The sequence below is a fragment of the Fodinicurvata halophila genome (genome assembly GCF_042651425.1).
Classification (GTDB): domain Bacteria; phylum Pseudomonadota; class Alphaproteobacteria; order Kiloniellales; family DSM-21159; genus Fodinicurvata; species Fodinicurvata halophila.
In genome coordinates this window covers 247,085-260,219 of sequence record NZ_JBHSCW010000011.1, presented here as the reverse complement: position 1 = coordinate 260,219, position 13,135 = coordinate 247,085, and the positions used below count along the sequence as shown (strand labels likewise).

Here is a 13,135-nt window from a genome sequence, read left to right as displayed (position 1 = left end):
TCCGGGGAGCGAAACCGGCTCCCCGGAGTTTTTCTTGCACTCCAGAGACCACTCCTATCGGCCCGCGCGCAGGCGCCCGACGATGCCGGTGGGGAAGAAGTAGACGCTGAGTATGAACAGCACGCCGAGCCAGAGCAGCCAGCGGTCGGGGTCGATGAGTGCTGGCAGCAGCGGCACATCGCCCAGCGCCGTAGCACCGATCTCCATCAGGTTCTGCAGATAGTTGCGGGCCAGGATGAACAGCGTGGCGCCCAACACGGCGCCATAGATGGAGCCCATGCCGCCGATGACCAGCATCAGCAGGATGTCGATCATGATGGTCAGGCTGAGCGTGGTGTCGGGGCCGGTGTACTTCAGCCAGATCGCCATCAGCGAGCCGGCCAGGGAGGCCACGCCGGCCGACAGGCAGACCGCGATGGTGCGGTAGATCACCGTACGATATCCGATGGCCTCGGCGCGGAAGGTATTCTCGCGGATCGCCTGCAGGACCCGGCCGAAGGGCGCGTTGACGAAGCGCAGCAGCAGCAGGACGAGACCGACGGAGGCGAGAAAGACCAGGTAGTAGTTGAGCAGCCGCCCGTCAATCTTGACGCCGAAGACTTCCGTATCGATCAGCTTGAAGGCGGGCCCCAGTTCCCGTGGCACGCGGTAACTGAGGCCGTCCTCGCCGCCGGTCAGTCCGGAGAGCTGGGAGGCGAGGATCATGAAGGCACTGGCCACCGCCAGGGTCACCATGGCGAAGAAGATCGAGCGGACGCGCAGCGAGAAGAGCGCGATGACGAAGGCAAGCGCAATCGAAACCGCCAGCCCCGCCAGGCTGCCCAGCAGTATGCCGCTCCAGCTTGCCGGCCAGACTTCAAGCAGGATGGCGACACCGTAGGCGCCGATCCCGTAGAACATGGTGTGGGCGAAGGACACCACGCCGGTGTAGCCGAGCAGCAGGTCGTAGCTGGCCACCAGGACGATGAAGACGCAGACCGTCGCCGCGGTGTTGAGCGAGCGCGTGCCCGGAAACAGGAAGGGTGCGAAGGCGAGACCGACAAGGATCGCCAGCAGGATGAGCGTCAGCGCACGGCTGCGTGGCAGGTCGCCGGAGAGAAGAGCGTTCAGCATGGCCTAGATTCTCCCGCGCTCAATGCTTGTTGACCGGCAGCAGGCCCTGCGGCCGCCACATCAGCACCGCCACCATCAGCAGGATGTTGGAGCCGAGCGCCACCTTGGGCACCAGGTAGCCGGTGTAGTTGGCCATCAGCCCGACCAGCAGCGCACCGATGAAGCAGCCCGGAACCGAGCCGAGGCCACCGATGATGACGACGATGAAGACCAGCACCAGGACATCGAGCCCCATCTGGGCGGTGATGATCTGTTCGTAGAGACCCCACATCACGCCGCCCAGGCCGGCCAGCGCCGAGCCGGCGACGAACACCAGGATGAAAATCAGGCGGATGCGGTAGCCGAGCGCTTCCACCATCTCGCCGTTCTCGACCCCGGCGCGGATCAGCAGGCCGATCCGCGTGCGCCCCAGGACCCAGAGCAGGGCCAGGAAGATGACGAGGCCTAGGATCACGGAATAGACGCGGTATTTCTCGATGGCCACCATGCCATACACCCAGGCGCCCGTGAGTGCTTCCGGGCGGGGCAGCGGAATGGCGTCGGGGCCCCAGATCAGGCGAATCAGCTCCTCGGCGACGATCAGGCCACCCATGGTCACCAGGATCTGTTTCAGGTGCGCGCCATAGACCGGCCGCACGATGACCCGCTCGAAGACATAGCCGAGGCCGCCGGCGACCAACATGGCCGCCAGCATGGCCGGGAGCACCGCGCCGAGATTGAGCAACACGGAATCCGCACCCGTCCACCCCGTGGCCTGCAGCAGGACCGTGGCCCCGACGAAGGCGCCGATGGAGATGAAGGCGCCATGTCCGAAATTGAGAATGTCCATCAGGCCGAAGACCAGGGTGAGCCCCGAGGCCATGACGAAGATCATCATCCCCATGGCCAGTCCGGCCAGGGTCAACGTGGCCCAGGTCGGGCCGCTGCCGATCAGGACATAGCCGACTATCAGGAAGGCCGGGACGAGGAGATAGGGCACCCAGGCCCCGAGCCGTTCGGTAAACGGCGCACGCGGTGTGGCGTTTTCGGTCTGGCTGGCGGTCTGGTCGGTCATGACTCTGTATCCAGGCTGAGGCCGAGGAGGCGCTGCTGCAGGGCCTCGTCCTCGGCGAGTTCGGCCATGGCCCCGCCATGGACGACGCGGCCGTCGTCCATCACCGCGACGCTGTCGCCGACGGCGCAGGCCATGTGGAAGTTCTGCTCGACGAGAAGGATCGTGGTTTCGCTGCGCTTGAGGTCCAGAAAGGCCTCGATCAGGGCCTCGACGATCGAGGGGGCGAGACCCTTGGTCGGTTCGTCGACCAGCAGCAGGCGTCGCGGCTCGGCGATGGCGCGCGCGATCGCCAGCATCTGCTTCTGGCCCCCGGAGAGATTCCCGGCCGGCAGCCGCCAGAATTTCCTGAGCGCCGGGAAGAGCTGGAAGATCCAGTCTAGGCGCGCTTCGTCCATGGGCCCCTTGCGGGCGGCCAGGACCATGTTCTCCTGGACCGTCAGGTTGCTGAAGAGGCCCATGTTCTCAGGGACATAGGAAATGCCCTGGCGCGCGATGTCCGCTGTCGCCATGCCGCCGATCTCGGCGCCGTCGAAGACGACTTTCCCCTGCGAGGGCTGCCAGAGACCCATGATGCTGCGCAGGGTGGTGGTCTTGCCGGCGCCGTTGCGGCCCAGCAGCATGGTGAGGCCCCCGGCCGGCACGGTGAGATCGACACCCTGGAGGATGTGGTACTGGCCGATGTGGGTGTGGACGCCCTCGAGGTGCAGCAATGGCTCAGGCATGGCTCTTCCTCACGCCGAGATAGGCTTCCTGGACGATTGGTGAGGCGATGACCTCGTCGGGCGGGCCGTCGGCAACAAGCGCGCCGTTGTGCAGCACGATGATCCGGTCGGCGAGCGAGCGCACCACGTCCATCTTGTGTTCGACCAGCAGGACGGTCTTGGTCCGGTCGCCCTTGATTTCGCGAATAAGGTCGAGAATGACCGGCACCTCGTCGGCGCTCATGCCGGCCGTGGGTTCGTCGAACATCAGAACGTCGGGCTCCAGGGCCAGCAGTACGGCGACCTCGAGGCGGCGCTGGCCACCGTGCGGCAGGGCCGCGGCCGTTTCGCCGGCGCGCTCGAGCAGGTTGGTGCGGTCCAGCAGGGTCTCGGCCTCCTCGATCAGGCTGCCGAAGGAACTGGCGCGTGTCAGGAGGTTGAGGCCGATGCCGCGCCGACTCTGGATCGCCAGGCGCACGTTCTCCAGCACGCTCAGGTTGGGAAACAGGTTGGTCAGCTGGAAGGCGCGGCCGATGCCGCGATGGGTGCGTGCCGGCGCGCTCAGGCCGGTGATGTCATTCCCGTAGAGGCGTACCTGTCCGGCACTCGCCTTCAGCTGGCCGGAAATCATGTTGAAATAGGTGGTCTTGCCCGCCCCGTTGGGGCCGACAATGGCGGTCAGGCTGCCGCTCTCGTAACGGCAGGAGACGGAATCCACGGCGACATGGCCGCCGAAGCGGATCGTCAGGTTCTCGGTCTCGAGCACAGGGGGGCTGGATGCGGGCATTGGCTCTTGCTCTTTGAGGGAGAGAGCTGGCGGAGCGCGCCGCTGCACGCCCCGCCAGACTGCTATCGGCCATTCACCGGTCGTTGCGGATGGGGATGTCCATGTCCTCGATCTCGAGTGTGCGAACGAGTTCGGGAATGCCCCATTCCACGTCCTCCTCGACGCGGATCTTGAAGTGGTACATGGCCTGCAGGGCCTGGTGATCCTCCTCGCGGAAGCGCATGGTGCCCTTGGGCGTCATGAACTCCATGCCCTCCATGGTCGCGATCAGGTCCTCGGTCTCGGTGCTTTCGGCCCGACGCAGGGCCTCCACGATGGCCACGCCGGCCGACATGCCGCCGGCCGTGAAGAAGTCCGGCGGCTCGTTGTGGCGCGCGAAGTGCTCCTCGACGAGCCAGTCGTTCATCTCGTTTTCCGGGATCTCGTAGTAGTAATAGGTGGCACCCTCCATACCCGGAAGTTCCTTGTAGGCCGCCATCGCGGCCAGGATGTTGCCGCCGGAGGCCAGCTCGATGTCGAAGCGCTCCGGTGCCAGGGCCTTGATCTTCCCGACGGGATTGCCGCCGCCGGCCCAGACCACCCAGATAATCTTGCGCTCGCAGTTCTCGGCCGCGTTCAGCTCATCGAAGAGGCGCTGCGCGTGGGCCGTGAAGTCCGTGGCATCCTGCGGAGCATATTCCTCGAAGATCAGGCGCGCGTCCGTGTCGGCGAGCGCCTCCTTGAAGGCGGCGACGCCGTCGCGGCCGAAGGCATAGTCCTGCGCCAGGGTGGCGATACAGTTGCCGTCCTGACCGAGGGCGACCGCGTTGGCGATGGCGTCCTGGGAGGAGTTGCGCCCGGTCCTGAAGATGTAACGGTTCCACGCCTCTCCGGTGATGGAATCGGCGACCGCCGGCTCGACCAGCAGGATCTTTTCGTACTCCTGGGCGACCGGCAGCATGGCGAGCGCGACGCCGGAGGACACGGCGCCCACCGCCAGGGTGACCTCGTCGTCTCCGTAGGCCTCGGCCAGCAGGGTCTTGCCGAGGTCCGGCTTCAGCTGGGTGTCCTTCTCGATCACCTCGATGGGCCGGCCGTCGATCTCCATGGTGCCGTCGGTGGCGTACTCGAGTCCCATCATCAATCCGTTGTGGGACTGTTCGGCATAGGCTTCGTAGGGGCCCGTCTTGCCATAGACATGGGCGATCTTGATGGGCTCCTGGGCAAGCGCGCTGCCGCTGGCCAGGAGGCCCGCGACGGCCGTGGCGGCCGCCAGGGTCGATACTAGTCTCTGCATTGCTTTCTCCCTTTCCATGATCGTGGTTCTCATTGTTGTTGCGCGCTCTCCGCAGTACCGGAGACGCGGTGGCCGACATCCTTCACCAGCACCAGCGCGCGACCTTCGCAGATGGTGCGGCCGTCTGCGTCGCGGCAGAGCGTGGCCAGGTCCACGAGATCCTTCTCCGGCCGGATGCGCGTGATGGTGACGCTCGCCGTCAGCGGCATGCCCACCTCAGCCGTGCCGACGAAGTCCAGTGTCTGTTTCAGGTAGTTCGTACCGTATCCGGGCAGCTCGGCGCCCAGAAGATAGGAAAACAGGCCGCCGATCAGCGGCTCCGGCACGCCTCCGGTTGCACTCGGCGCGCCGCTGAGTGCCTCGTATCCGGCGATGGCCTCGGTGTCGAACACGCGGATGGTGCTGGCTGAGTCCCCGGTTTTCATGCGCCCGTCTCCCTGTCCAGTGCAATGCACGTTTCCCCCTCCAGGGTCAGTGTCGCATCTGCCGCCCGCAGAATTCGCATCGCGAGCCGGCATTCCTTGGCCGAAGGATAGTCGAGCACTTCGACCTCCAGGCGCAGTGTTTCCTCTGCAAAGGTGGGCGCCGGAAACATCAGGCTCTGGGTGAGCTGCCGCATACCGGGAAAATGGGTGGCAATCACACCACGCAGTGCCGTGTAGAGCAGCATGCCGTGAGCCACCGTGCGACCGAAACGGGTCTGCGAGGAGAAGACAGGATCCACATGGATCGGATTGTCGTCGCCGCTGATCTCGGCGAAGCGGTCGAACTCCGCCTGGGTGAACCGGCGCTCGGCGGTGAAGACCGTGCTGCTTGCAGGCAGCTGGGTGTCCAGTGTCATCGCTCACCTCCCGCCTTGGCTGAGGGCGCCTCGTTTTGGGAGCGTTCTCGTAGCATATGCTTCTGTACCTTTCCCGCCGGCGTACGCGGGAAATCCTCGACCACGAAGAAGCGCTTGGGAATGCGGTAGCCGGCAAGGTGTTCGCGGCAGTAGGCGTCCAGGGAGTCGAAGTCGATATCCTCGCCGGGTCGGGGGCGCAGATAGGCATGGCCGACCTCGCCCCACTTCTGGTCGGGGACCCCCACCACGGCCACCTCGAGAAGCTGGGGGTGGCCGAGCAGGGTTGCCTCGACCTCGGCCGGGTAGACGTTCTCGCCGCCGGAGATGAACATGTCCTTGATCCGGTCGACGAGATAGAAATAGCCCTCGCCATCGCGGCGCGCGACGTCGCCGCTGTGCAGCCAGCCGTCGACGATGGTTCTCGCTGTCTCCTCCGGCCGGTTCCAGTAGCCGGGCGTGATGTTCGCCCCGCGCAGGAGCAGTTCGCCGGCTTCCCCGTCGGCCACATCCCGGCCGTCACTGTCGACGACCCGCGCCTCGACCAGCAGCTGCGGCTTGCCGATGGAGCCGGGCTTGCGGGTGACGTTCTCGGCATCCATCAGGAAGGTGGTCGGACCGGACTCCGTCATCCCGAAGCCCTGCTGGATATACGCACCACGTTCGGCATAGGTGTGCAGGATGTGATCGGGCAGGGGCGCGCCGCCGGCGCTCCAGCTGCGCACCCGCGTCAGGTCGACCTCCGAAAAGCGTTCATGCAAGCTGAGCGCCTGATAGACCGCCGGCACGGCGAGCAGCGCCGTCAGCTCTCCGCCGTCGATCAGGTCGAGCAGCCGCTCGGCATCGAAACCGGGCAGGACATTGACGGAGCCGCCGCAGATCAGGGTGGGCAGGGTGTGCAGGTTGATGCCGGCCGTGTGGAACAGCGGCAGGTAGCAGGGCGTGGTGTCGGCGCCGGTGAGGTTGGTCGGCTGGGCGATGTTGATGTAGTTGGCGAGCGCCATGCCGAAGGTCTGGATCACCGCCTTGGGCGTGCCGGTGGTGCCCGAAGTATAGAGCATGTACCAGGGAGCTTCGGGATCGCGTTCCTCGACGCGTGGCGGCCAGCTCGGCATTTCCTCGGCGGCGAGCAGGTCTTCGTAGCTTTCCGTACCCTGCGTTTGCTCCAGCGGAACCATCGGCAGGTCGCGCCCGGCGGTCATCTTGCCGGCGAGTTCGGCCGTGGCCGCGTCGTGCAGCAGGAAACGCGGCGCGCAGTCCTCGACCACGGGGGTGAGCTCGCTCGCGGTCTGGCGCCAGTTGAGTGGCGTCAGGATGACTCCGGCCTTGCCGCAGCCGAAGAGGATCTCGAAGAAGGCGATGCAGTTGTGGCAGAGGATGGCAACGCGCTCGCCGGGTTCGGCGCCGCGCCGGCGCAGGGCCGCGGCGAAGCGCTCGGCGCGCTCGTTGAGCGCGCGATAGGTGACGCTTCGTCCGCTTGCGACCTCGTGCATGGCCGTCTTGTCCGGCAGCAGGCTTGCGCGCTTGGCGGCGAAATCGAAGACCTGGAACATCCTGCCTCCTCCTCCGCTAGGCGGCCCGGCCGAGGAACCGCGCCACGCCGGCGCGGGTTTCCGGTCGGGCGGCCTGTTCAATGAAACCACGGCGCTCAGCCTCGAGGGCCTGCGCGATTGCGGCGCGTCGGGCGGGGTCGAGCAGTCGCGCTTTGGTGGCGTGCAGGCCGCCCTGAACCTTGCTCGAGAGCATCTCGACCCAGTCATTCACCTGGCTGTCCAGGGTTCCGGCCGGCACCACTGCGTGGGCGAGGCCGAGGCGACTTGCTTCCTCGGCGTCCACCTGACGGTTCAGCAGCTGGATCTCGGCGGCCCGGGCATGCCCGATCCGTTCGGGCAGCAGCGCGCTCCAGCCGCCGTCGGGACTGAAGCCGACCTCGACGTAGTAGGGCGCAATGAAGGTCTCTTCGGCCAGGACGACGAGGTCGGCGGCGAGAACCAGGCCCAGCGAGCCGCCGGTGACCGGTCCCTGGACGCGAGCGATCACGGGCAGAGGCAGGTCGAGCAGCGTCAGGATCGCCTCGTTCAGCCGGCCGACGATCCGTTCCCCATAGACCGCCATGTCCTCGGCATCGTGGAAAGTGGCGAGATCGCCGCCGGTGGAGAAACTCCGGCCTTCCGCGGCCAGCACCACGACACGCACGCTGTCGTCCCGGCGGACCTCGGCAATGGCGTCCAGCAGGTCTTCCAGCAGCTCCGGCACCAGGCTGTTGTGCCGCTCCGGCCGATTGAGGGTCAGCCGAGCGAGACCGCTGTCGATCTCGCAGAGGACCAGCTTGCCGCTCATGCCGTACCTCCTTCGCCGGGTCGTGGCTTGAGGCCGTTGGCGATCATGTCCATCACGCTGGCGACCACGGGGCCCGGGTCGCGCTCCGCCTCCCAGATGCCGTAGCGCAGGCCGAGAAAGAGCGAGATGCCCATCAGCGCCCAGCTCTCGGCGTCGGCGTCCTGGACACGGATTTCGCCGCGTGTCGCAGCCGCTTCGCAGCGCGCGCGATAGGCCGCACCGAAATCCTGGAAGTAGAGGCGGAAGGCCTCGGGGTCGACGAACTGTGCCTCAAGGACGATGCGATAGAGATCCGGGTAGAGCCGCACGAAGCGGATGAAGGCTTCCATGCCCTGCGCTTCGGCGGTCAGGCGGTCGGTCGTCTCGTCCACGTTCTCGGTCAGGAAGTCGCGCAGCCGCCGGCCGAGATCGAAGACCAGCGTGCGGAACAGCTCCTCCTTGCTGGCGAAATAGATATAGAAGGTGCCCTGGGCGGTGCCGGCCGCCGAGGTGATGCCGGCAACCGAGGCCTCGTGGAAGCCCTTGCTGCCGAACTCCTCCTGCGCCGCGTCCAGCAGCTTGCGCACGGTGCGCGCGCCGCGTCGCGTCTTTGGCGGGTTGTTCAGTTCCGGCAGGGCCTGGTCCAAGGCGCGGCTCCCAAAGTGTTCCGTCCCGTGACAGCGGTTGCCGGCGCGATGGCCTCGGCTTGCAATTTCCGCTGTCGTGCGTTTTCTTATTATGAGACATGACTCAACTGTCATGTTTATACTAAGGCCGCTCATTAGGTCCTGTCAATTCGCTCGGTTGTCCGCAGGGAGCGAAGGACGGCAAGCTGGGAGAAGGGTTTGAGCGAAACGCCGGGGAAAGCCCTGCCGATGGGTGACGGACCTCCACTGCACTATCGTGTGCTGGGGGAAGGCCCGCCGCTGCTGCTCCTGCACGGCTTTGGCTGTGACGGCCACAGTTTCGACGGGCTGGCTGACCGCCTGAAGGAGCGATTTCGCGTCATCATTCCCGATCAGCGCGGGCACGGTCAATCGGCGGCGTGTGCCTTCCCGGACGTACGGGAGGCGACGGATCCTCTTGATGATCTTGCCGATGATGCGGTGCACCTGATCGATCATGCGGCGGGGCAGCCGGTGGTGGCGCTGGGCTGGTCGATGGGTGCGGCGGTGCTCTTTTCCGCCGTCGCGCGCCACGGCCAGGGGCGTTTCGCCGGCCTGGTCGTCGAGGACATGGCACCGCGGGTTGCGAGAGGGCCCGGCTGGGACCTGGGCCTGATCGGGGCCGGCTCACCGAAGGAAACGGCTGCGGTCGCCGAGCGCATGAGCGAGGACTGGCCGCAGGTGGTCGAGCGCATGGCGCCACGCGTCTTCGCCGATGCGGAAACTCCCATGGCGAAGGATCTGCAGTGCAGCATGCTGGACAGTGACCCCGAAGCGATGGCGCTGCTCTGGCACGCTCTGGCCACGGCGGATTTCCGCGAGACCTGTTCGGCGATCGACATTCCCGTGTTTCTCACACGTGGCGCACACAGCCGGCTCTATCCGGCGGAGACGATGGACTGGCTGGCTGCACGCATGGCGAACGCGCAAAGCCGGACCTATTCCCAATCGGGTCACGCCCCCCACCTCGAGGAGCCGGCGCGCTTCGCCGCGGACCTTGCCGCGTTCGCAGAGCGATGTGTTTTCGGGCAGGACGAGCCCACCTGAGGCAAATCGAGAGTAGACGATCTCACATGGATTTGAACTCTCGGTACGCCTGTCATCACCTTTTCAAACAAAGTGTGGTACCGGAAAACCTCCCAGTAAAACCTAACTTGATCGCGGGTCAAGTGCACGCGAACAACTTATCTGTGAGACAACCGAACATCTCGACTCAGGCGAATTCGTACCATATGATGTACTCTAGTGGGGTTGGGGCTACCATCTGGGGGAAGGCGCAAAATGACAACAAAGCTACACGTGAACATACACCAAGGCATTATTGACGTTGAAGGTGATCCAGAATTTGTCAAAACGGTCTACGCAGACTTTAAGTCTACTATTGTAACCAAATTAGAAGAGACGACAGATTACAATAGCGCGCCTGAACCTCAACAAGACACAAATCTAGGTGCCGAAACTGCCGCCAGTAAGAGCAAGTCCGGACGTCGCACTAAATCGTCAAAATCAAGTTCTTCTGGAAAATCTACCAACACAAAGTACTCTCCTAAGGTTGATCCAAAACTTGAAATTGAGGGATTAAAAGAATTTAAAGATAAATTTAAGCTAAGCAATAACTATACAAAAATACTAGTGTTTTGTAAATTTTTAGAATCTAAAGGTATTTCTCCTTGTAATGCGGATCAAATTTATACGTGTTTTCGTGCATTGAATGAGAAATTGCCTAAATACTTTTCACAAGCGCTTTACGACACAAAAAACAAACCAACGTATATTCAATTTGAAACACTTGATGAAATATCGGTCACAAATATAGGCGAAAATGCGTTTAATTACGAGCTAGAGCGCGCCTGATATAACCAATGAACTCGAGAGCAGAACGTTTTTACAATTCTATCACCGAACGTGATACCTTATTACAACGGGATCAGATAGATATGTTCGCGTATTTCCTCCAGATAGAGGAGGAATACAGCGTATTATCTCTTAAAGATATCCGAGAATGTTTCGAGCTCTGCGACCTTTCTGTACCAGCTCGGTTAAGCGCTCATCTTTCGGAAGGCGCAAAAGGGAAATCTCCCCGATACATAAAAACGAAAAATGGATATCGTTTGGAGAAGTCTTATCGCGAGTGTTTATCACAAAAGCTCGGTGACGACCGTTTAGAGCGACAAACCAGCGTGGAACTACGAAACCTCGAAAAGAACTTCCCAGAAGGCTCCGAACTCAGGTTTTTCGAAGAAACAGTAGCATGTTTTGAAGCAGGTGCTAATCGCGCTGCCATTGTAATGTGCTGGAATTTAACACTTTGCCGTCTCTATGAATATATATTCCAACATAAACTATCGGAATTTAATGCTGCTTTAGCCACCAACAAGGACAAATCTGTCAAGGTTTCCAAAATCGAAAATAGGTCTGACTTCAGCGATATCCCTGAGCGCGCGTTTTTATTGCTTTGCCGTCAAGCGCGTATTATCTCGGGTGATGTAAAGAAAATCTTAGACCAAAGGATTGAGATAAGGAATACGGCCGCGCATCCTTCAGACATTGAGCTCTCAAAGATGAAGACCATTGATTTTATAGAAGATCTTACGCGAAATGTAATTCAAAAATTCTTCTAAGATTATTAAATAAATTATACTTAATAAAAACCTGTATCGTGAGAATAATGATTAATTATTATATAATATTGGTTAATATTTGTATTTCCCGTGACCCATTCGGGATCAGGAGCATACCAAAATTGTAGCACGAAACATTTCGGCAGAAGCATGTCTTAATAAAATAGTGTGCTGACGGAAGTTGGTGCTGAAAGGCCTGGATAGTTTCCTAATTTTTTTCGCCATGTAGGGTGCCTTGGAGGTAGCTGTTTTCCTCTGGTTCTGCATCCTACCGCATTTTTAAGAAAAGGGTCATGCCTGCGCCGTGGGGAATTAGCTCAGGGATCAATGCCGCATTCCTTTTCCAGCTCCGCTCCCCTTCGTCCTCGTCGATGGGAATGGTGCGCTTTCCTTCGTCCGGTGCGTCCAGGAAGGTTGCCATGACGACGGCCTCCTCGGCACTGGGATTGAAGGCCGTGTAGGCGTTGTCGAAGGCGGGGTCGACGAAGGCCGTGCCCGTGGGATAGGGGCGTTCCACAATCCTCGGCGTAGACGTAGATCAACTCGACCTGAGTGATGGGAGCAAGAAGGGGGGCCAGGTGTGTTATATGCCAGGGAAAACGGCGCCCGGCTGGATGGCGATCTCTGCCACCACGACGTTCGAGACGTAGTCGAACTCGATGGTCTTCTCCTCAAGGCCCTCAGGGGTCAGCATGAGCTATGCGGCCACCTCGTCGGTGAAGGTGTGGCGTTCGGATATGGACGTTACGGTGATCGGTTCCGTCTCGCCTTGGCCTCGGCCAAGGCGCTGAACGCCAGAACGCCCACGGCAATGGGCGCGAGCGTAGGCGAGAGGATGGATGTAAAGGGTATTTCTCTCCTCCGTTTCTATCAGGAGCGGTTTGAAGACACTGCCTTAGCGTCGGGTGCCCACGACGACCCAGTAGTCGCGAGGCACACAGATACCCAGTTCGGTGGCGAAGCCGTCGTGGAAGGCGATCCAGTCCCGCTTGAGTGCTTCGAGCTGGCCGGCCTCCAGCTTGCCCGACAGGGTATGAAGGGGACCGTAACCGTTGAGGAAGGTCTCCCAAGCCGCCTGGCCATCCGGTTCGCGATAGAAGGAGGTGCCGCGCTCGAACCTGAGCTCGAAGGCCTCACCCAGGAGTTCTTCCAGACGCTCCGGTTTGCCCCATTCGAAGGGCGAAGGCGGCGGCGATCCTGTGGGGGCGGGCATGTAACCCTTCATGATCTTGAACATCTCGAAGACGTTTCCATCGGGCGTCCAGGTGGCCAGCGCCAGCCGGCCGCCGGGCCGGCAGACCCGCGACAGCTCGGCAGCGGCGTCCTCGGGCCGCTGCACGAACATGACGCCGAAGGTCGAGATGACCGCATCGAAGGAGGCGTCCCGATAGGGCAGCGCCTCGGCATCGCCCAGGTCGAAGGGGATATCGAGATTGCGGACGGCGGCGATCTCCTGCGCCGTGGACAGCATGTCGGGTGCGAAATCCACGCCCGTGACATGGAATCCGCGTTCGGCGAGGCGCCGGGCCGTCCAGCCCGTGCCCGTGGCGACATCCAGAAGCCGCTCGCCGGCGGCCGGTGCGAGGCGGTTGATGCAGTGCTCGATCGCGTCGAGGATGCCGCGACTGATCTCGTCATAGGCGCGGCCGGCACTCGACCAGGTGGCCGACGGCGTTTCGTTGTGGCTGCGGATGACTGAGTTCGGATGTTCCGTTGCTGTCGTCATCGTCATCTCCTTCGAAAGTGATATACAGCGCAGGA

The 13,135-nt window shown here is 62.2% G+C and carries 15 protein-coding genes; 3 read left to right on the top strand and 12 right to left on the bottom strand.

What is annotated here, in order from left to right; all coding sequences use genetic code 11:
• Positions 1-54: 54 nt before the first annotated feature.
• The 10 genes from ACFOW6_RS17430 to ACFOW6_RS17385 all read right to left on the bottom strand — a co-directional run bounded on the left by ACFOW6_RS17430 (position 55) and on the right by ACFOW6_RS17385 (position 8,735).
• A complete protein-coding gene (locus ACFOW6_RS17430) occupies positions 55-1,113 on the bottom strand; it encodes a branched-chain amino acid ABC transporter permease (RefSeq protein WP_382423708.1) in 1,059 nt (352 codons plus the stop codon).
• 19 nt (positions 1,114-1,132) lie between these two features.
• On the bottom strand, positions 1,133-2,167 hold the full coding sequence (locus ACFOW6_RS17425; protein WP_382423707.1) for a branched-chain amino acid ABC transporter permease: 1,035 nt from the start codon (positions 2,165-2,167) through the stop codon (positions 1,133-1,135).
• Positions 2,164-2,889, bottom strand: coding sequence for an ABC transporter ATP-binding protein (locus ACFOW6_RS17420; protein WP_382423706.1), 726 nt, complete (start codon positions 2,887-2,889; stop codon positions 2,164-2,166). Before ACFOW6_RS17420 ends, ACFOW6_RS17425 begins: the two co-directional genes overlap by 4 nt.
• Positions 2,882-3,655, bottom strand: a complete 774-nt coding sequence (locus tag ACFOW6_RS17415) for an ABC transporter ATP-binding protein (protein ID WP_382423705.1) — start codon at positions 3,653-3,655, stop codon at positions 2,882-2,884. Before ACFOW6_RS17415 ends, ACFOW6_RS17420 begins: the two co-directional genes overlap by 8 nt.
• Before the next feature lie 73 nt (positions 3,656-3,728).
• Entirely contained in the window at positions 3,729-4,931 is a 1,203-nt protein-coding gene (locus ACFOW6_RS17410; RefSeq protein WP_382423704.1) for a substrate-binding domain-containing protein, read from the bottom strand.
• 29 nt (positions 4,932-4,960) lie between these two features.
• On the bottom strand, positions 4,961-5,356 hold the full coding sequence (locus ACFOW6_RS17405) for a hypothetical protein (RefSeq protein WP_382423703.1): 396 nt from the start codon (positions 5,354-5,356) through the stop codon (positions 4,961-4,963).
• Positions 5,353-5,772 (bottom strand): MaoC/PaaZ C-terminal domain-containing protein, encoded by a 420-nt coding sequence (locus tag ACFOW6_RS17400; RefSeq protein ID WP_382423702.1) that lies wholly within the window; start codon positions 5,770-5,772, stop codon positions 5,353-5,355. The genes ACFOW6_RS17405 and ACFOW6_RS17400 overlap by 4 nt, the downstream gene beginning before the upstream one ends.
• Complete coding sequence (locus tag ACFOW6_RS17395; RefSeq protein WP_382423701.1) at positions 5,769-7,322, bottom strand: acyl-CoA synthetase; 1,554 nt, start codon at positions 7,320-7,322, stop codon at positions 5,769-5,771. Before ACFOW6_RS17395 ends, ACFOW6_RS17400 begins: the two co-directional genes overlap by 4 nt.
• Positions 7,323-7,338: 16 nt before the next feature.
• Positions 7,339-8,109 carry an enoyl-CoA hydratase/isomerase family protein gene (locus ACFOW6_RS17390; protein ID WP_382423700.1) on the bottom strand — a complete coding sequence of 257 codons (771 nt, stop codon included), beginning with the start codon at positions 8,107-8,109 and terminating at the stop codon, positions 7,339-7,341.
• Positions 8,106-8,735, bottom strand: a complete 630-nt coding sequence (locus tag ACFOW6_RS17385; protein ID WP_382423699.1) for a TetR/AcrR family transcriptional regulator — start codon at positions 8,733-8,735, stop codon at positions 8,106-8,108. Before ACFOW6_RS17385 ends, ACFOW6_RS17390 begins: the two co-directional genes overlap by 4 nt.
• A 198-nt stretch (positions 8,736-8,933) precedes the next feature.
• Between ACFOW6_RS17385 and ACFOW6_RS17380 the strand changes: the two genes are divergently transcribed.
• The 3 genes from ACFOW6_RS17380 (at position 8,934) to ACFOW6_RS17370 (ending at position 11,374) form a co-directional block, all read left to right on the top strand.
• Positions 8,934-9,800: an alpha/beta fold hydrolase gene (locus tag ACFOW6_RS17380; RefSeq protein ID WP_382423698.1), complete on the top strand. Its 867-nt coding sequence runs from the start codon at positions 8,934-8,936 to the stop codon at positions 9,798-9,800.
• A 234-nt stretch (positions 9,801-10,034) separates the two neighbouring features.
• The gene (locus ACFOW6_RS17375) at positions 10,035-10,607 is read left to right on the top strand and encodes a hypothetical protein (protein ID WP_382423697.1); all 573 of its coding nucleotides are present in this window, start codon (positions 10,035-10,037) and stop codon (positions 10,605-10,607) included.
• 8 nt (positions 10,608-10,615) lie between these two features.
• Positions 10,616-11,374, top strand: a complete 759-nt coding sequence (locus ACFOW6_RS17370; protein WP_382423696.1) for a hypothetical protein — start codon at positions 10,616-10,618, stop codon at positions 11,372-11,374.
• A 268-nt stretch (positions 11,375-11,642) separates the two neighbouring features.
• Here ACFOW6_RS17370 and ACFOW6_RS17365 read toward each other — a convergent pair whose 3' ends face one another.
• The gene (locus tag ACFOW6_RS17365; protein ID WP_382423695.1) at positions 11,643-11,891 is read right to left on the bottom strand and encodes a hypothetical protein; all 249 of its coding nucleotides are present in this window, start codon (positions 11,889-11,891) and stop codon (positions 11,643-11,645) included.
• Between the two features lie 378 nt (positions 11,892-12,269).
• Positions 12,270-13,100: a class I SAM-dependent methyltransferase gene (locus tag ACFOW6_RS17360; RefSeq protein WP_382423694.1), complete on the bottom strand. Its 831-nt coding sequence runs from the start codon at positions 13,098-13,100 to the stop codon at positions 12,270-12,272.
• Positions 13,101-13,135: the final 35 nt, after the last annotated feature.